20 protein-coding genes are annotated in these 16,696 nt (G+C 69.9%); 9 read left to right on the top strand and 11 right to left on the bottom strand.

Annotated elements, in window-relative coordinates; genetic code table 11:
* Window positions 1–89: 89 nt before the first annotated feature.
* From VF330_RS15040 to VF330_RS15030, 3 genes are read right to left on the bottom strand one after another with little or no spacing between them, the layout of a single operon-like run.
* Window positions 90–1,910 carry a dynamin family protein gene (locus VF330_RS15040; RefSeq protein ID WP_330852198.1) on the bottom strand — a complete coding sequence of 607 codons (1,821 nt, stop codon included), beginning with the start codon at window positions 1,908–1,910 and terminating at the stop codon, window positions 90–92.
* Window positions 1,907–2,272 (bottom strand): nucleotide exchange factor GrpE, encoded by a 366-nt coding sequence (gene grpE / locus VF330_RS15035; RefSeq protein ID WP_330852197.1) that lies wholly within the window; start codon window positions 2,270–2,272, stop codon window positions 1,907–1,909. The genes VF330_RS15040 and grpE overlap by 4 nt, the downstream gene beginning before the upstream one ends.
* The gene (locus VF330_RS15030; protein ID WP_330852196.1) at window positions 2,269–3,771 is read right to left on the bottom strand and encodes a dynamin family protein; all 1,503 of its coding nucleotides are present in this window, start codon (window positions 3,769–3,771) and stop codon (window positions 2,269–2,271) included. Before VF330_RS15030 ends, grpE begins: the two co-directional genes overlap by 4 nt.
* A 54-nt stretch (window positions 3,772–3,825) precedes the next feature.
* Between VF330_RS15030 and VF330_RS15025 the strand changes: the two genes are divergently transcribed.
* Window positions 3,826–4,278: a hypothetical protein gene (locus tag VF330_RS15025; protein ID WP_330852195.1), complete on the top strand. Its 453-nt coding sequence runs from the start codon at window positions 3,826–3,828 to the stop codon at window positions 4,276–4,278.
* Here VF330_RS15025 and VF330_RS15020 read toward each other — a convergent pair.
* Together VF330_RS15020 and VF330_RS15015 are read right to left on the bottom strand one after the other, a co-directional pair.
* The gene (locus VF330_RS15020; protein ID WP_330852194.1) at window positions 4,263–4,631 is read right to left on the bottom strand and encodes a GntR family transcriptional regulator; all 369 of its coding nucleotides are present in this window, start codon (window positions 4,629–4,631) and stop codon (window positions 4,263–4,265) included. The genes VF330_RS15025 and VF330_RS15020 overlap by 16 nt on opposite strands.
* A complete protein-coding gene (locus VF330_RS15015) occupies window positions 4,628–5,296 on the bottom strand; it encodes a hypothetical protein (RefSeq protein ID WP_330852193.1) in 669 nt (222 codons plus the stop codon). Before VF330_RS15015 ends, VF330_RS15020 begins: the two co-directional genes overlap by 4 nt.
* A gap of 115 nt (window positions 5,297–5,411) precedes the next feature.
* Here VF330_RS15015 and VF330_RS15010 point away from each other — a divergent pair, with 115 nt between their 5' ends.
* Window positions 5,412–6,587 (top strand): sensor histidine kinase, encoded by a 1,176-nt coding sequence (locus VF330_RS15010; protein ID WP_330852192.1) that lies wholly within the window; start codon window positions 5,412–5,414, stop codon window positions 6,585–6,587.
* A gap of 9 nt (window positions 6,588–6,596) precedes the next feature.
* Window positions 6,597–7,253: a response regulator gene (locus tag VF330_RS15005; protein WP_167969448.1), complete on the top strand. Its 657-nt coding sequence runs from the start codon at window positions 6,597–6,599 to the stop codon at window positions 7,251–7,253.
* Window positions 7,254–7,617: 364 nt separating this feature from the next.
* Here the strand turns inward: VF330_RS15005 and VF330_RS15000 are convergent, their stop codons facing one another.
* From VF330_RS15000 to VF330_RS14990, 3 genes are read right to left on the bottom strand one after another with little or no spacing between them, the layout of a single operon-like run.
* On the bottom strand, window positions 7,618–8,517 hold the full coding sequence (locus VF330_RS15000) for an SDR family oxidoreductase (protein WP_330852219.1): 900 nt from the start codon (window positions 8,515–8,517) through the stop codon (window positions 7,618–7,620).
* A 7-nt stretch (window positions 8,518–8,524) separates the two neighbouring features.
* Window positions 8,525–9,004, bottom strand: a complete 480-nt coding sequence (locus VF330_RS14995; protein WP_330852191.1) for a pyridoxamine 5'-phosphate oxidase family protein — start codon at window positions 9,002–9,004, stop codon at window positions 8,525–8,527.
* On the bottom strand, window positions 9,004–9,531 hold the full coding sequence (locus VF330_RS14990; protein WP_330852190.1) for a TetR/AcrR family transcriptional regulator: 528 nt from the start codon (window positions 9,529–9,531) through the stop codon (window positions 9,004–9,006). Before VF330_RS14990 ends, VF330_RS14995 begins: the two co-directional genes overlap by 1 nt.
* Window positions 9,532–9,580: 49 nt before the next feature.
* Between VF330_RS14990 and VF330_RS14985 the strand changes: the two genes are divergently transcribed.
* Window positions 9,581–10,369, top strand: a complete 789-nt coding sequence (locus VF330_RS14985) for an HAD family hydrolase (protein WP_330852189.1) — start codon at window positions 9,581–9,583, stop codon at window positions 10,367–10,369.
* Here VF330_RS14985 and VF330_RS14980 read toward each other — a convergent pair.
* Window positions 10,366–11,232, bottom strand: a complete 867-nt coding sequence (locus VF330_RS14980) for a LysR family transcriptional regulator (RefSeq protein ID WP_330852188.1) — start codon at window positions 11,230–11,232, stop codon at window positions 10,366–10,368. The two genes, VF330_RS14985 and VF330_RS14980, sit on opposite strands and share 4 nt — an antisense overlap.
* Before the next feature lie 74 nt (window positions 11,233–11,306).
* On the opposite strand from VF330_RS14980, the gene VF330_RS14975 reads away from it, so the two are divergent.
* On the top strand, window positions 11,307–11,669 hold the full coding sequence (locus VF330_RS14975) for a darcynin family protein (RefSeq protein ID WP_330852187.1): 363 nt from the start codon (window positions 11,307–11,309) through the stop codon (window positions 11,667–11,669).
* Here VF330_RS14975 and VF330_RS14970 read toward each other — a convergent pair.
* The gene (locus VF330_RS14970) at window positions 11,666–12,100 is read right to left on the bottom strand and encodes a PPOX class F420-dependent oxidoreductase (protein WP_330852186.1); all 435 of its coding nucleotides are present in this window, start codon (window positions 12,098–12,100) and stop codon (window positions 11,666–11,668) included. The genes VF330_RS14975 and VF330_RS14970 overlap by 4 nt on opposite strands.
* Window positions 12,101–12,232: 132 nt before the next feature.
* Here VF330_RS14970 and VF330_RS14965 point away from each other — a divergent pair, with 132 nt between their 5' ends.
* From VF330_RS14965 to VF330_RS14955, 3 genes are all read left to right on the top strand, one after another.
* Window positions 12,233–13,144: an ABC transporter ATP-binding protein gene (locus VF330_RS14965; protein WP_330852185.1), complete on the top strand. Its 912-nt coding sequence runs from the start codon at window positions 12,233–12,235 to the stop codon at window positions 13,142–13,144.
* A 5-nt stretch (window positions 13,145–13,149) separates the two neighbouring features.
* Window positions 13,150–13,911 (top strand): hypothetical protein, encoded by a 762-nt coding sequence (locus tag VF330_RS14960; RefSeq protein ID WP_330852184.1) that lies wholly within the window; start codon window positions 13,150–13,152, stop codon window positions 13,909–13,911.
* Window positions 13,912–14,002: 91 nt separating this feature from the next.
* A complete protein-coding gene (locus tag VF330_RS14955; protein ID WP_330852183.1) occupies window positions 14,003–14,905 on the top strand; it encodes an ABC transporter ATP-binding protein in 903 nt (300 codons plus the stop codon).
* Here the strand turns inward: VF330_RS14955 and mycP are convergent.
* A complete protein-coding gene (gene mycP, locus VF330_RS14950) occupies window positions 14,871–16,022 on the bottom strand; it encodes a type VII secretion-associated serine protease mycosin (RefSeq protein ID WP_330852182.1) in 1,152 nt (383 codons plus the stop codon). The genes VF330_RS14955 and mycP overlap by 35 nt on opposite strands.
* A gap of 155 nt (window positions 16,023–16,177) precedes the next feature.
* On the opposite strand from mycP, the gene VF330_RS14945 reads away from it, so the two are divergent.
* Window positions 16,178–16,690 (top strand): hypothetical protein, encoded by a 513-nt coding sequence (locus VF330_RS14945; RefSeq protein WP_330852181.1) that lies wholly within the window; start codon window positions 16,178–16,180, stop codon window positions 16,688–16,690.
* Window positions 16,691–16,696 lie beyond the last annotated feature (6 nt).

Raw genomic sequence — 16,696 nt, 5'->3', positions numbered from 1 at the left:
CGGGACACACCTCCTGCTTGCTCATGTACCGGTATGACCCACGTTATGCCGGTTTGGTTCCCCGGCCAACCGTTTGCACCCGTGTCGGTTCAAGCGCGGTCGCGCACCGAGCGGATCCGGCCGAGCAGTTCCTCGGCCTTCGACCGGCCCTGCTCCACCTCGGCCAGCTGCCGGGTCACGGCCTGCAGCTCGCGGCCGCGTTCGCCGGCCTCCATCCGCAACGCGCGGTCGACCTCGCGCAGTTCGGCCTCGATCGCCTCGATCCGCTTGGCCAGGGCTTCGTCCAGGGCCAGCGACAGGGCCTGTTCGGCCTCGATCAGCTGCTCGGCGGCCAGCTGGTCCACTGTGGAGCGGGCGTCGGCGATGGCGTCGGAGAGCCACTGCTTGACGTGCTGCTTCTCGGCCGTGTGGGTGCGGGTGCGGGCCATCCACCAGCCCGCGCCGAGGCCCAGGGCGATGGTCACCGGCAGGACGACCGGGTTCAGCACGGCGATGCCGAGGCCCGCCAGCGGCATCACGGCCAGCTTGCCCGCGCCCAGGCCGCCGGAGACGCCCATGAACACCAGCAGCTTGTCCTCGGCGGTCGGCGGCCGCTTGTCCTTGGGGCGCACCACGACCGGGGGTTGCTCGCCGCGGGCGAACTGGCCGCGGATCAGGGTCAGCTCCTCCGCGGAGAAGAGGGTGGCCAGCACGGCGTCGGTGACCTGGGACAGGCGCACCGAGAGCGCGGTGGAGATGCGGCCGGAGACGACCTGCAACGCGGTGTCGACCTGGTGCGGCAACGCGCCGAGGGCCGCGCGGTCGGCGGCGTCGATGGCCTGGCGGTACCAGGTCTGGAGGTCGCGCATCTGGCGGGAGATCTCGTGCGAGTTCTCGACGCGGGCGCGTTGGATCTCGCCGCGTAGTCGGACCTGCCAGCCGCGGGTGGACGAGCGGCGTTCGGTCTGCAGCTCTTCGCGGCGGGCGCGCAGGACGGCGGCTTCGTCCTCACCTACGGACAGAGCGCGCTTCTCGTGTTCAAGACGGATTTCGAGCTCCGCGAGAACGGTCGACAAGGCGCGCAGTGCGTTGGCCTCGGCCAGCATTCCGGCGCGTCCGGCGACGAGCTCCTGCAACGCGGTCTGCAGAGCGGAGATGCCCGACCGTTCGCGGAGCATGGACGCCGCGTCCGGGTTCGGGGCCTGGGCGGCCATGTCGAACATGCGCGACGACACCGGGTGGAAGGTCGCGTCGGCGAAGCGCGGGGCGTGCTGGGCGAGCAGAGCGCGGTCGGCGTCGAGGACCTGGCGCCAGCCGCGGTACTGGTCGGTCTTGGTCAGGGCGAAGACGACGGTCTCGACGCGGTCGCCGACGCGCTTGAGGAAGTCGAGCTCGCCGCGCGTGAACGGCGACGAGGCGTCGACGACGAAGACCAGGGCGGTGGCCGAGGTGACGGCCTCCAGCGCCAGCTCGCCGTGCACCGACTCCAGGCCGCCGACGCCGGGGGTGTCCACGACGGACATGCGTTCCAGCAACGGGATCGGCGCGTCGACCTCGACGTAGCGCGGGGGCAGCTCGCCCTCGGGCAGGTCGTGGGCGGCGGAGACCCAGTTGATCAGCGCCGGCAGCGGGAAGGTGACGGGCGCGAGCACGCCGGGGTAGCAGGCGCGGGCCGCCCACGACGGGCCGTGCTGGAAGACCAGGTACGTCGAGGTGGCCACGTCGGCGTCGACCGGCGACAGGCCCGGGGTGGCGAGCAGGGCGTTGACCAGCGACGACTTGCCGCGGTTCGTCTCTCCGACGATCACGACCGACGACACCTCGGGCGCCGCGCGGCGGGTGACCCAGTCGGCCATCGACGGGTCGAGCTCGCGCACGACGGCGGTGAGGCGTTCGCGCGTCTGCCGGACAGTCTGGGAAAGGGTGCTCATCGTGGCGTGTAGACCGTCACGATCGGTGCGCGCAGCACGCGGCCGCGGTCGCAGAAGCCGGGGACCTCGGTCTCGGCGACCAGGCCCATCAGGGACAGGTCGTCCGTCGGCACGGCGCCGCCCGCCTCGTGCTGCGACGGGTCGAAGCGCTGGCCGTCGGCCCGCACCGCCACGACCCCCACGGTCGAGAGGACTTCCTCGATGCGCGCGACGACACCGGCACTGGCGCGGTCCAGCGCGTACAGGCACAGCTGGACCAGGGCGCGGCGTTCAGCCAAAGCCTGGTCGAGCAGCTCGTCGGCAATGGTCTCCACACCGTGGTCCGACGCCAGGTCGCCCGGTTCGGTTCCGTTCACGCTCATCGGTGCCCCCCAGCACGTAGTCGTTGCCAGATGAGGAAGTACGCCCGGTGGACGACGTGCGCCACCCTGGCCTGCGCGGGCGTCGCCCCGAAGGAGGCGAACGACCGCCACCACCCGGCGCGTTCGAGCGCGTGGGCGACGAGTTCGGGGACCGGCCGGCCCCGCAGTCCGAGCTGCCCGGCGACGTCCGGCGTGCTGCCGACGCGCAGGACCTCCTCCGTCAGGTCGGCGGCCAGGGTGACCGCACCCGACGCGACCAGCGTCAACGCCTCCAGCAACCGCAGCTGGTGCGCCTCGGGACGGGCCAGCAGCACCTCGATCGCGTCGTGCACGCGCTGCCGTTCGCCGGGATCGCCCGAGGCCAGCGACGTGACCGACGCCAGCGCGGCCGCCGCCTTGATGCCATCGGCCCGTGCGCGGAACACGGCGTCCAGCCGTCCCCTCACGGCGGCGAACCCGGAAGCGTCGAACAGCACGCGCCGCAACGCGCCGGCGGTCAGTCCGGGTTCGGCGTCCAACGCCTGCAGCGCGCGGCCGATGCCGTAGAGGTCGAGCTTCTCCAGCAACCGCGAGCGCGTGCCCGCCGCGACGTCGCACTCCCACGACGTGAAGAGGTCGCCGGACATCAGCATCATCGTGCGGGTGTCGGCGTCCAGGGCCGCGAGCTGCCGCAACGCCTCCGCGTCCGCCGAGGTGAACTCGCCGGTCTCCGCGGACTCGGCGAGCAGGCTGATCACCGGCAGCACGTCGGCGACCCGCGGTTTGAGCAGCTGGGCCTGCTTGCCGGCGAGGATCTCCGCGGCCCGCCAGACGTCGCCGTCCGACCCCTCGACGGTCTCCGGCGCCACGGCGTCGACCTTGTTCAACGCGGCGATGGCGTTGACAGGCCCGGCCTCCCGGGAGGCGGTCGCGGCGGTGAAGGCCGCGAGGGTCGAGTGGTCGTCCGCACGCACGCCCTGCGTCACGACGTAGAGCACGGCCTCGGCGCCGGCGACGGCGTTGCGCGACACGGGGTCCAGCAGTTCCTCGGTGCGGGCGACCGAAGCCGCGTCCAGCGAACCGAGCCCAGGGGTGTCGATGACGGTGAAGTCGCGCAGCACCGCGTTCGTCAGATACGCCTCGATGTGCGAGATGCCTTCCACGCCCAAAGACGCGGGAATCATGCCGTGGGCGTCGAACGGCAGCACCTGCCGTCGTCCGTCCTGGAGCACCACTTCGATGCGGTCGACGGTTCCGTACTGATAGCGCGTGACGAGCCGTGTGCACTCGCCGACGTCCGTGGGCGCGACCCGGCGGCCGATCAACGCGTTGACGAGCGTCGACTTCCCGGACTTGATCCGCCCGGCCACCGCGACCTGCAACGGCGCGTGCAGACGGCGCAGCACCTCCTGGAACCCGGCGGCGGTCCGCGGGGACACCTGGGGCTGCAGCGCAACGCAGAGGTTGGCCACCGCCGCGCACAGCGGACCGGCCAGTTGTTGTCCCTGCAACGCCGTCACGAGCGCAAATCGTGCCACGGTTTGTGCCCGGATGTGCGCGGGTAGCCACCGTGCATGGGTGACAGCTACGTGACGTTCCTAGTGCTGGGGATCGTCCTGGTCGTCGTTGACGGCCAGCTGATCTACCACAGCGGCAAGGGATACCTCAGACGCGCTGCGTACGACGAGGAACAGGCCGTCGGCATGATGAGGCTGACGGCAGTCCTGTTCCACCTCGTCGTGCTCGGCCTGCTCGCGCTGGTGTCGACCGCCAAAGTCGAGACCGGTGACGTGGTGAAAGACGTGGTCGTGAAGCTGGGCATCGTGCTCCTGCTGCTGGCACTGGCTCACGGCGCGACGATGGCGATCCTCGCGAAGATCCGCGATCGTCAGGTGCAGCAGCAGCTCGCGGACCAGATGGCCGAGGAGCACCGCATCTACGAGGAACGGCAGGAGGAGCGCCAGGCGGCGCGCATCAGCGAACCGCGACCCGCGCCCAAGATCGAGTCGCCTTACTCACCCAGGTAACGGGCTCGCACGGCGTTCAGTGCCTCCCCCTCACTGGCGCCGAGCGACCGAGCGATGGCGACGAACTCCGCCGCGGCGGCGGAGAGCGGGTCCGGTGCATGCGAAGGCAGGGCAGCCACCACGGTGCCCTGCCTTCGTCCTGTCGTGAGCACGCCCTCGGTCTCCAGCTCCCGGTAGGCCCGCGCGACCGTGCCGGCGGCGAGCCCCAGGTCGGCGGCGAGCTGACGGATGGTCGGCAGCCGCGCCCCGACCGGCAGCACACCACCGCTGATCAACCGGACGAGCTGGTCGCGGACCTGGCGCCAGGGCGCGACGCCGTTCTCGACGTCGACGACGATCCTCGGAGCGGTCATCCCCTGATCTTGAGGTGTCGCGGTGTCGTGCCGGCCATCGCGATCCACGCGAGCAGCCCGAGGAAGCCGATCGGGTGATCCATCAGCGCACCGGCCAGCCCCGCTCCCAGCCCCGCGGACACGTGCGCGCTGCGGGTGCGCAACGCGAGGTCGACGACCTGGTCCCCGCTCGCGGGCCGGACGACGGCGGCCCAGATGATCACGCCGACGGCCGCGGCGGACAGCCCGAGCAGCAGGACCCGGTTCCACTGCTGGTGGGCGCCCAGGTAGGCCGCGACGGCGAGCACGATCACCACGTACGCCCCCAGCACCCACCGCGACGCGAAGTCGAGCAACCTGCGCCGCGCGAGCGTGGCCACCCGCAGCGCGTCCCGGCGTGGCCGCAGCGCGAGCAGCTCCGCCAGCAGAGTGCCGCCGAGCACGATCACGGCGATCTGACCGACGCCGTTGCCGCGCAACGTCGGCACGAACGCGAGCCCGGCGAACAGCAGGGGGTAGAGCAGGCGCCGCCGCCGGAGGTAGCGGATGGCGTCCTCGAACTGGTCGGGCGTCGGGTCCGGCACGTCCCAGCGCTTCAGCAGCCGCTCGGCGGTGCTCCGCGTGGGCCACAGGAGCACCAGCAGCACGAGGCCGTAGGCCGCGGCGATCACGATGTCGACCAACATCCCGCCCCCAGAGTTTTGTATCAACCCCTCGACACAATAACTCACACTGAAGTCGTACGCGAGGTCAGCCCGTGGCGCGACGCGCGGAAGTTGGATCCGCACCTAATCTTGTCCGGTGCGGAGGTTCAGCCTGTGGATGAAGGCTCACCCGGCGTTCGGGGACTCCCTGATCACCGGGCTGTTGTTGCTCTTCGACCTCGGTGTGGCCGCCTCGTCCGCGGACCGCGGCGTGTCGTTCTCCGCGTTCCTGGCGGTGACGCTGCTGATGCTCGGCCCGCTGCCGTTCCGCCGCCACCACCCGCTGGGCGCGAGCTACCTGATCCTCGCGGGCGGGTTCCTCCAGCTCTTCACGCACGGCGGTGACGCGGGCATCCCGATCCGCATGTCGGACTTCGCCCTGGCCATCGCCCTGTACACGCTGGTCGCGAACATCGGCCGCAAGTCGGCGCTGATCTACTCGTGCTGGCTGGTGGCGGGCACGCTCCTATGGGCGATCTTCCAGGTGGGCGACGTCCAGGCCGTCTTCCTGGTGTTCCTGATCTTCGTGATCTTCGGCTTCAGCTGGGCCATGGGCGAGTTCGTGGGCGCCCGCCGCGCCTACCAGCGCGAGATGGAACAACGCCTGGTCCTGCTGGAGACCGAACGCGACCAGCAGGCGAAGATCGCCGTGGGCGAGGAACGCTCCCGCATAGCCCGCGAACTGCACGACGTCGTGGCCCACGCGGTGAGCGTGATGATCGTCCACGCCGACGGCGCCGCCTACACGATCCGGTCACAGCCGGAGGTGGCCGAGAACGCGGTCCGCACCATCGCCGACACGGGCCGCCTGGCCCTGACGGAGATGCGCCGCCTGCTGGGAGTCCTGCGCAGCGAGGACGCCGAAACCCAGTGGGCCCCCCAACCAGACGCACGGGGCGTCGTCGAGCTGGCCGAGAACACGAGGGCGGCCGGCGTCCCGGTCCGCTTGGAGATCACCGGTGACGTCGACGACCTCCCGGCAGGCGTGGGCCTGAGCATCTACCGCATAGTCCAGGAAGCCCTGACCAACACGATCAAACACGCGGGCTCGGGCACCACGGCCCTGGTCCGCCTGGCCAGGTCCGAAGAAGAGCTCCGCCTGGAAGTCGTCGACAACGGCTTCGGCACCCCCCACGACGTGGTCAAGGTGTCCGGCGGCAACGGCCTCATCGGCATGAGGGAAAGGGCAGCGGTGCTGGGCGGAGAGTTCGAGGCGGGCCCCAACCCGGGCGGCGGCTGGCGGGTCCGCGCGACATTCCCACTGGCCGCATAGGGTGATCGAGTGATTCGGGTGCTGCTGGTAGACGACCAGGAACTCATGCGCATGGGCTTCCGCATGGTGCTGGGCGCGCAAGAGGACATCGACGTGATCGGCGAAGCGGCCGACGGCCTGGACGCGGTCCAGATGGCCGACAAACTGCGCCCCGACGTGGTCCTCATGGACGTCCGCATGCCGGTCCTGGACGGCGTGGAAGCGACAAAGCGCATCGCCGAAGCCAACACGGCGAAGGTCCTGGTGATGACCACCTTCGACATGGACGAGTACGCCCTCTCGGCCCTCCGCAACGGCGCGAGCGGCTTCCTCCTGAAGGACACACCCCCGTCGGACCTGGTCTCGGCCCTGCGAGCGGTGGCCTCGGGCGACGCGGTGGTCAGCCCGTCGGTGACCAAGCGCCTGCTGGGCCGCTTCCTGGGAGACGGCGGCGGCGAACTGCGCGACGCCACAGTCCTCGACGTCCTGACAGAACGCGAGCGGGAAGTCCTGGTGCTGATCGCGAAGGGCCTCTCCAACACGGAGATCGCAAGAAAGCTCTTCCTGTCCGAGGCCACGGTGAAGACCCACGTGGGCAGAATCCTGGCAAAGCTGGAACTGAGGGACCGAGTGCAAGCAGTGGTCCTGGCATACGAAACGGGCTTGGTCCGCCCAGGCGACGCCTAACGCGAAGCCGAAGGCGAGCCCCGCGAAGGCGAAGCCGAGCAGTCTTGGCTTTTGCTTTGGCTTTTGCTCTTGGCTTGAAACAGAAGGTTCCGGTGGGGTGGTCCCGTCACGAGCCGTGCAAAGCACTCGCTGCACCAGGTCAGGGGTGTCAAACCGCCACGCTTTTCGGCGGTTTGACACCCCTGACCTGGTGTGGCTCGCTCTGCCCCGGTTCGGGACGGGACCACCCCACCCGAACCGCACCACGCACGCAACAGCAAGCCGCCCAACGAAACAGGCGTGCCATCAACCCACGCACGGCGCCGGCCCGGTCTTTGATCAGCTGGCGGGGTCCGGGGCGGAGCCCCGCGCCTGAAACAGACGCTCAGCGATACCGCAACGGATCAGCCTCAACAACAACCCCAGCCATCCGAGGCTGAACCACGTCCTCCCACCAAAGCCCCCAGTCAGGCTGGGACCCGTCAAGATCAGTGAATCCGTACTCCCGCTTCAACCGCCAAGACGACAAACACTGCCCAGCAAACCGCCGCCGATCCTCATCAGCCGCGAGACAAGCAATCCCCCGCCCCAGATAATGCGGAGTCTCAGACAACGCATAATCCGGAACCTTCTCCACAGCATCCCGCCAGTTCTCCTCGGTGACCCCGAACGTCTCCAGCATCTGCTCGGACCGCAGAAACCCGGGAGTGGCAGCCACAGCGGTCACGTGAGGAAAGTCCGCGAGATCCTTCGCCAGCACCTCGCCAAACCGCCGCACCGTGTTCTTCACCGCGTCGTAGGCGAGGTTGACGAAGTAGGCCTCGCCGTCCTCCCCGTCGGTCACCTCGACGACGAGCCCGGAGTCCGACCGCAGGACCAATGGCATCAACCGGTGCAACGCAACGAGATGCGTCTCCACCCCGTTGCGGAACATCCGCAGCTGCCGCTCAAGGTCGTGCTCCCAGAACTTCCCCCACTCGACGAGGTTCTCCCCGCCCCACGCGTTGTCCACGAAGATGTCGAGCCGGTCCCCGACCCGAGCGGCCAGAGCGTCCACATCGGACGGAACGGTGAAGTCGCACCGCACGGCGATCCCGCGCCCACCGGCCGCGTCCACGAGCGCGGCGGTCTCCTCGATCGTCTCCGCCCGCCCGACCTCGGAGCGGGACGACCGGGTGGTCCGCCCACCCACGAACACAGTCGCCCCGGCCGCCCCCAGCTCGACGGCGATGGCCCGCCCGGCCCCGCGGGTGGCCCCGGTGACCACGGCGACCTTCCCGCTCAGATCAGGCTCACTTCCTGGTGACACGCCGAACCCCTCTTCCTTCTCCCCAGGACAGGACGACCATCTCGTCCCCTTCGACCGTGAGCTGCACGACCTCGTGCACGTCGAACCGGAACAGGTCCAGCTCCGCCGGCTCCGGCCGCCACCCGGTCCGCTCGAACAGCTCCGCCAGGTAGAGCTCCTTGTCGGCGAAGAACTCCGCGGTCCCGCTGACCTTCGCGTCGCCGCCCTCCGTCATCGACGCGGTGGTGCTCATGCAGTGCAGCGCGAAGCGCGGATCCCGTTGCAGGTCACGCGACTTCAGTGAGCCCGGCATCATCCCCGCCCACAGCTCGCCGCGGGAGAAGTCCGGTTCCACGCCGCTGATCCGCGGCGACCCGTCCCGGCGCAGCGTCGCGATCAACGCGTGACGATCGACAGCGAACCGCGACTGCACGAACGCCGCCATCTCCGGCTGCTCCGCGGTGAACTCGGCCCAGGTGGCCATCAGCGCATCCCCTTCAACACCGTGTCGACGTCCTCGGCCGTGCGCGCCAGCAGGTCCCCGCGCGGCCGCACCGACCAGTCCATCGAGATCCCGTAGACCAGCGCGGCGAGGATCCGGGCCGCGTTGCCCGGCAACCCCTCCGCCGCGCAGAGAACTTCCAGCTCCGCCTCCAGCACCGCGTAGTGCCGGGCGAGCAACGCGCGCAGTTCCGGGTCGATCAGGTCGACACCGAGCTGCGCCAGGTTGTTGGCGGCCACCACGGGGTCGGCGATCCGGTCGAACCACGTCAGCAGCGCCTCGCGCACGGACCCGGCCTCCCGCATCCGGCGCACGACCTCCTCGGTGCCGGCCCGGGTCAGCGCCTGCAGCAACCCGCTCTTGGACCCGAACCGCTTCGCCACCGCCCCCACGGAGACACCGGCCTCCGCCGCCACGTCGGCGACGGTGAACTCGGGTCCGCGCCGGTCGATGACGGCCGCGACGGCGGCCAGGATCCGTTCGTCGGTGATCGTGCGAGGTCGTGCCACGGGAGTTAGTGAACCACAATTCACTAACGTTCGCCTAGGGTGGTGCCACGTGACCTGGAGACCTCGGCTGGTAGCGCTGGACATCGACGGAACCCTGACCCACGTCGGCTCGAACGACATCTCACCGGCCGTGCAAGCGGTGATCACGCGCGTGGCGGAACACGGGTCGAAGGTCGTGCTGGCCACCGGCCGCAGCCTGATCGGCGTCACCCCGATCGCCGCCCAGGTCCCCGCCTCGTTCGCCCTCTGCTCGAACGGCGCCGTGTGGTGGGACCCGGCGGCGAACGAGATCCCGAAGCGCACGACGTTCGAGCCCGGTCCGACCATCGAGGCGTTGCGGGCGTTGCTGCCCGGCAGCGTCTTCGCGGTGGAACGCACCGGCGTCGGCAACCTGATGCTCGGCCAGTTCCTGCCCGGCGACCTGTGGGGCGAGACGATCGGCTCGACGTTCGACGAGATGGCCGCCACGCCGACACCGCGGCTGGTCATGCGCTGGCTCGACCACACGCCGGCCGAGCTGGCGTTCGCCGTGAAGGACCTGGAGCTGCCCGGCATCGAGTGGTCCGTCGACCACACCGAGCCGTGGCTGACCGCGGTCCCGCCGGACGTCACGAAGGGCTCCGCGCTGGACGAGCTGTGCGCCGAGCTCGGCATCAGCCCGCGGGACGCCCTCGCGATCGGTGACGGCAGCAACGACGTCGAGATGCTGACGTGGGCGGGACTCGGCGTCGCGATGGGGCAGGCACCCGCGACCGTCCAGGCGGCGGCGGACGAGGTCGCGCCGACCGTGCTGGAGGACGGCGCCGCGCAGGTGCTGGACCGCTTCTTCCCCGACTAGACGCAGGCCCGGACCGTCTCGCGCAGCCAGCGGTGTGCGGGGTCGGCGTCGAGGCGGGCGTGCCAGTGCAGGCGCACGTCGATCTCCGGCAGGTCCGCGCTGACCGGGAACCAGCGCAGGCGGCCGGGGAACTGCTCCGCGAGGCGTTGCGGAACGAGGCCGACGTGGTCGCTCGACGCCACCAGCAGGGCGGCGGCGGTGTAGAACGGGACGACCGCGGCGACCCGTCGTTGCAGACCGGCCGCCTGCAACGCCACGTCCAGCGGACCTCGCGTCCGACCTCGGCGGGACACCGAGACGTGCGGGTACCGGCAGAGCTGCCTGAGCGTCGGGCGGTTGCCCAGCGGGCTGTCGGCGCGGACGACGCCCACCAGCCGTTCCCGGAACAGCACGGTGGACCGGATGTCGGACTCGGCGTCGTACCCGGCGCCGATGTCGAGGTCGACGGAACCGTCTCGCAACGCGTCGACGCTCTCGTCGCCCTCGGGCACGAACCGCAGCACGACGCCGGGCGCCCGTGCCGCCATCTCGGTGACCAGCTGGGTCACCACGCCGTCGCCGACCCGGATCGTGAACGTCCTGCGCAGCTCGGCAGGGTCGAGCTCCTTCGCGTTGACCAGCGCGGCGGCCTCGTCCAGCAGCGAGCGGACGCGCGGCGCGATGCGGAGCGCGAACGGCGTCGGCACCATCCCGCGGCCCGCGCGCACCAGGACCGGGTCGCCCATCGCCCGCCGCAGCCGCGCGAGCGCCCGGCTGGTCGCGGGGATCGACAGGTGCAACCGTTCGGCGGCCGCGGTGACGCTGCCGTCCTGGAGCAGGGCGTCGAAGACGCGCAGCAGGTTCAGATCGAGCTGATCAGGCACCTTTGCATCGTAAGCAACGCTGCCTTGCTGAAGTTGCGTGGCGAGCAAGCCTCGGCCGCTCCCAGCATGGACCCATGACAACTTTCGAAGAGGCCGGCGTCACCGCGTTCATGCTCGTCAAGACCACGCCGAAGTGGCTCACCATGACCGTTTCCGAGCGCGTGGACGCGTTCACGGCCGAGGTCCTGCCCGTGATCAAGGAGAGGGCGGAGGGCGTGCGATCCCGGTTCTACGACACGGAGTTCTACTCGACGCGCGTCACCGACGTGTGGGTGTGGGAGGCCCGTGACCACGAGGCGTACCAGCTGCTCGTGGAGGCGCTGCGGGAAACGCCGTTCTGGGACACCTGGTTCGAGGTGGTGGACCTGCTGGTCGGGGTGGAGAACGGGTACGCGCGCAACTACGGCGTCGACCCGCTCGCCACCGTCGAGGTCTAGTCGGAGACGTTCTGCTTGGCCACAACCTTGTCGATCTTCACCCGGACGACCATCTCACCGGGCACGCCGTTGCGTTCGGCGTAGGCGTCGGCCTGGTCGTCGCCCATGTAGCGCGCCGCGGTGCGGCCGGCCCAGTACCTGAGCTGCTCCGGGTCCTCGTCCACGACGGCGTGGCCGGTGATCGTCACGAAGTTGAACGGCGGGATCTCGTCGTCGAAGCACAGGGCCACCCGGCCGTCGCGCAGGATCGACTTGCCCTTCACCGTGTCGCGCGCGGTCAGGAAGACGAGGTCCGGGCCGTCGAGGTCCACCCACACCGGTGCGACGTGCGGTGACCCGTCCTTGCGGGTCACCGCCAGCTTGGCGGTGCGGGCGGGTTTGGCCAGGACGAACTCGCGCCACCAGCCGTCGGGAGCTTCCGTGTATCCCATGTGGCTCATTCAACTACGACTGAGGTAGCGGCACCCGGCGACGGAAGTTGACGTCCGCCGCAGACCGCAGGGCGATGTGCCCGACCCCCTCGGAGCAGGAGAGTTGTCCCTGTCACCGAGAGGGGAAAGCAGATGATCGAGGCAATCGGCCTCACCAAGAGATACGGCAGGACGGTCGCGGTCGACGACCTGTCGTTCACCGTCCAACCTGGACGGGTGACCGGCTTCCTCGGTCCGAACGGCGCAGGCAAGTCGACCACGATGAGGATGATCCTGGGGCTCGACCGTCCGACGGCAGGCCGCGTGCTGATCGACGGCAAGCCCTACACCGAGCTCAAGCGTCCACTCCAGACGGTCGGCGCGCTGCTCGACGCCAAGTGGGTGCACCCCAACCGGTCCGCCCGCGCCCACCTCAAGTGGCTCGCCGTCTCCAACGGCCTGCCCAAGACGCGCGTCGACGCGGTGCTCGAGGCCGTCGGCCTCACGCAGGTCGCGAGCAAGAACGCCGGCGGGTTCTCGCTCGGCATGTCGCAGCGGCTGGGGATCGCCGCGGCACTGCTCGGCGACCCGAAGGTGCTGCTGTTCGACGAGCCGGTGAACGGCCTGGACCCCGAGGGCATCCTCTGGATCCGCACGTTCATGCAGAACCTGGCCGCCGAGGGCCGCACGGTCCTGGTGTCGAGCCACCTGCTGTCGGAGATGGCGCTGACGGCGAGCGAGCTCGTGGTGATCGGCAGGGGGAAGCTGATCACGCAGAGCACCACGCAGGAGTTCATCGACCGCTCGACGGGCAACACCGTCCTCGTGCGCAGTCCTCAGCTGTCCCAGCTCGGTCCGCTCCTCGTCGACAAGGGCTTCACGGTTCGTGACAACGCGGACGGCGCGTTGTCCGTATCGGGTGCCACCAGTGACCAGATCGGTGACATCGCCGCTGCCAACGGTGTCGTCCTGCACGAGCTGAGCCCCCAGCGCGGTTCGCTCGAAGAGGCGTTCATGCAGCTGACCGGCGATGCTGTCGAGTACCACGCAGAGATCGGGAAGTGAGTCTGATGACCCTGTTGGCAGTCGAGAGAATCAAGCTCTTCTCCACCCGTTCGCCGTACTGGTGCAGCGCGCTCGCCATCGTCCTGGGCGTCGGCCTGACCGCGATCATCGCGGCCTCGACCGACAACGGTCAGCTGTCCCTCGGCGTCACGCAGTTCGGCAGCAGCCAGCTCGCGCTGTCCGTCGTGCTGGTGATGGCCGCCCTCGCGGTCACGACCGAGTACCGCTTCAACACGATCCGCGCCACGTTCCTCGCGGTGCCGAACCGGATCTCCGCGCTGGTCTCGAAGACCGTCGTGGTCGCGTTCATCGCCGGTGTCCTCGGCGAGGTCATCGCGTTCGGCTCGGTGGGCATCGCGAAGGTGCTCTCGCCGGCCTCGGACCTCGCGATCAACTCCGGCGCCGAGTGGCGGCACGTCGCGGGCGTCGGCCTGCTCTACGGCATCGGCGCGGTCATCGCGATCGCGGTCGGCGTCCTGGTCCGCCAGACCGCCGGCGCCGTCGCGATCCTGCTGGTGTGGAACATGCTGCTCGAAGGCCTGATCGGGATCATCCCGAAGGCCGGCGTGAAGATCCAGGCGTGGCTGCCGTTCCAGAACGCCAACCACTTCCTGATGCTGAACGGCCCGGAGGCCGCCGGATCCGAGCAGGCGGGCATGGGCATCGACTTCAAGCTGAGCCAGTGGGGATCGCTGGCCTACTTCGCCGGGATCGCCGTCGCGCTGCTGGTGGTCGCGCTGGTCGTCGCGAAGCGGCGCGACGCGTGACCTGGTCCGAATAAAGGGGAGAGGGACCTGGGTCATCCGTCGGGGGATGACCCAGGTCCCTGTCAGTTCTTCGAGCGAACCGGGAGTGGTCATGATCGAAGCAGTGCGGTTGCAGAAGCACTACGGCAAGACCAAGGCCGTCGACGACCTGTCGTTCACCGTCCGGCCGGGCCGCGTCACGGGCTTCCTCGGCCCGAACGGCGCCGGCAAGTCCACGACCATGCGGATGATCCTCGGCCTCGACACCCCCACCGGGGGCGACGTCACGATCGACGGCAAGCACTACGCCGAGCTCAAGCAGCCGCTGCGCAAGGTCGGCGCGCTGCTCGACGCGAAGTGGGTGCACCCCAACCGGTCCGCGCGCTCGCACCTCAAGTGGCTCGCGGTCTCCAACAAGATCCCGGTCAGCCGGGTGAACGAGGTGCTGGAGGTCGTCGGCCTCACCGAGGTCGCGCACAAGAACGCGGGCGGGTTCTCGCTCGGCATGTCGCAGCGGCTCGGCATCGCGGGCGCGCTGCTCGGCGACCCCGAGGTGCTGCTGTTCGACGAGCCGGTCAACGGCCTCGACCCCGAGGGCATCCTGTGGATCCGGCAGTTCATGCACCGGCTCGCGGCCGAGGGCCGCACGGTGTTCGTGTCGAGCCACCTGCTCTCGGAGATGGCGCAGACCGCGCAGGACCTCATCGTGATCGGCAGGGGTCAGCTGATCGCGCAGACGTCCACCGAGCAGTTCATCGCCGACGCCACCCAGGACACCGTCCGGGTGCGGTCGCCGCACGCCGCGAAGCTGCGGGAGATCCTCGCCGCCCACGCGACGGTCACCGACGACGCGACGAACGGGAGCCTGGTGGTGCAGGGGATCCCCGCGCAGCAGATCGGTGAGCTCGCGGCGGAGAACCAGGTCGTGCTGCACGAGCTCAGCCCCCAGCGCGGGTCGCTGGAGGAGGCCTTCATGCAGCTCACCAAGGAGTCGGTGGAGTACCAGGCTCACTGACGACGGGCTTGGGGCGCCGTGACCTGATGGCGGGCAACGCGATCAGCAGGCCCGTCATCACGGCGGTGCCACCGGCCACGGCGGCGACGAACGGCAGCCGGTCCGCGATCTCGACGGCCGGCTGTGCGGGGCGTTGGGCGGAGCGCGTCGGAGCCGGTTGCGTGGTCGACGGTTTCGGCGCCGGGAGCAACGGGTTGCGCTCCACCGGCGGGAGCTGCGCGGTGAGCGCGCCGACCGGGTCGACCATGCCGAACCCGGTCGCGGCGTCACGGCCGGGCTCCGCGAGGTCCTTCGCCGTCTTGACCAGCGCGTTGACGACGTCCTTGGCCGGCATTCCCGGGTGCTTCGCCCGCACCAGCGCGGCGACGCCGGACACGATCGCCGACGCCGCGCTCGTGCCGTCCATCTCGGCGTAGCCGCTGGAGTAGACGCTCTCCGGCGCGGTCGTGACGATGCCGACCGCCGGTGCGGCGAGCACGGTGTCCGCGCCGACGTTGGACGACTTCCACGGCTGGCCGTCGCGGGTCGTGCCGGCGACGGCGACCACGCCGCCGATGTTCGCGGGCGCGGAGACCTGCCCGCCCTCGTTGCCGGTGGCGGCGACGAGGACGACGTCCTTCTCGATCGCGTAATTCACAGCTTTCACCAGCGTCGGCGTCAGCGAGCTGGAGAAGCCGAGCGACAGGTTGATGACCTTTGCGCCGTGGTCGGCCGCCCACCGGATGCTCTCGCCGACCACGTCGAGCCCGAACTGCTCCTTCTCGTCGGCGCTCGCGATCGGCAGGATCTTGGCGCCCGGTGCGATGCCGAGCGCGCCGCCGCCACGTCCGGTCGCGGCGATGATCCCGGCCATCCCGGTGCCGTGGCCGTCGGTGTCGGTCGTGCCGTCCGTGCCCTTCGACCTGCCGAAACCCGTTCCGGGCAGGACGCGGCCGGCCAGATCCGGGTGCTTCGCGTCCACTCCGGAGTCGATCACCGCGACGACGACGCCGTCACCGCGGGTCTGGTCCTGGGCGGCGTAGACGTCGAGCGCGTCGAGGTGCCATTCCTGCTCTTCGATCGTCTGCGCGGCGAGCAGCAACGGCAGCGCGGCGACGAGCGCGGGCAGCAGTGGCACGTCAGCTTCATCGTGTTTCCACCTCGTGGCGCAACGTGCCTGGCGTCACAGCTTGAGTAAGGCCACTGTTAACAAACCGTGAAAACCGACGATTCGGACAACCTAGGCGTTTGGATTCGCGTTCAATTGGGTTATCCCCAGCTCGGAGGTGGCCTATGACGGTTCACGTCGAAGCAATGCTCAGCCTCGAGTGGTCTGATGCGCTCGAGGGTCCGAACTCCGCCGCTCTGGCGAGCACTCCCGCCCAGGCTCGTCGCTCCTGGGTGCACACGGCGGAGGAGCAGGAGGTGCTGGCGACGTACCGCGCGGTGAGCGCGGTCGGTGACGTCCCGGCGCCGTGGTGGTTGAGGGCGCTGAACCGCGCGAAGATCCCTTCTCGGGCCGAGGGCCACGCCGTCGAGGACGCGGTGACCGAGCTCCTGTCGGCGCGACCCGGCTGGGTGTTCGTGCCGTGGGCCGACTTCGGCGAGATCGGGTACTGGGAGTACGTGCCGTCGGAAAGCGGTGTCTACGGGCCCGCGACCCCGACGACGGTGCAGTTCACCGACGCGCACCGCGGCTGGATCCACCTCGTGCCGGCGCACCACGGGCCGGGCCACCCCCAGCCGATCGACTTCACCGTGGCGGACCTGCGTGCGCAGATCGAGGACATCGAGCTCATTGCGTAGGCTGTC

The sequence above is a fragment of the Lentzea sp. genome, assembly GCF_036380075.1.
In the GTDB taxonomy this organism is placed as follows: domain Bacteria; phylum Actinomycetota; class Actinomycetes; order Mycobacteriales; family Pseudonocardiaceae; genus Lentzea.
This window is presented reverse-complemented; position numbering and strand designations above follow the sequence as displayed.

What these genes read in the sequence shown, in the direction of transcription:
- VF330_RS15040 (WP_330852198.1), bottom strand. Translation starts at nt 1,910, where the DNA reads ATGAGCACCCTTTCCCAGACTGTCCGGCAGACGCGCGAACGCCTCACC.
- grpE (WP_330852197.1), bottom strand. Translation starts at nt 2,272, where the DNA reads ATGAGCGTGAACGGAACCGAACCGGGCGACCTGGCGTCGGACCACGGT.
- VF330_RS15025 (WP_330852195.1), top strand. Translation starts at nt 3,826, where the DNA reads ATGGGTGACAGCTACGTGACGTTCCTAGTGCTGGGGATCGTCCTGGTC.
- VF330_RS15020 (WP_330852194.1), bottom strand. Translation starts at nt 4,631, where the DNA reads ATGACCGCTCCGAGGATCGTCGTCGACGTCGAGAACGGCGTCGCGCCC.
- VF330_RS15015 (WP_330852193.1), bottom strand. Translation starts at nt 5,296, where the DNA reads ATGTTGGTCGACATCGTGATCGCCGCGGCCTACGGCCTCGTGCTGCTG.
- VF330_RS14995 (WP_330852191.1), bottom strand. Translation starts at nt 9,004, where the DNA reads ATGGCCACCTGGGCCGAGTTCACCGCGGAGCAGCCGGAGATGGCGGCG.
- VF330_RS14975 (WP_330852187.1), top strand. Translation starts at nt 11,307, where the DNA reads ATGACAACTTTCGAAGAGGCCGGCGTCACCGCGTTCATGCTCGTCAAG.
- VF330_RS14970 (WP_330852186.1), bottom strand. Translation starts at nt 12,100, where the DNA reads ATGGGATACACGGAAGCTCCCGACGGCTGGTGGCGCGAGTTCGTCCTG.
- VF330_RS14965 (WP_330852185.1), top strand. Translation starts at nt 12,233, where the DNA reads ATGATCGAGGCAATCGGCCTCACCAAGAGATACGGCAGGACGGTCGCG.
- VF330_RS14960 (WP_330852184.1), top strand. Translation starts at nt 13,150, where the DNA reads ATGACCCTGTTGGCAGTCGAGAGAATCAAGCTCTTCTCCACCCGTTCG.
- VF330_RS14955 (WP_330852183.1), top strand. Translation starts at nt 14,003, where the DNA reads ATGATCGAAGCAGTGCGGTTGCAGAAGCACTACGGCAAGACCAAGGCC.
- VF330_RS14945 (WP_330852181.1), top strand. Translation starts at nt 16,178, where the DNA reads ATGACGGTTCACGTCGAAGCAATGCTCAGCCTCGAGTGGTCTGATGCG.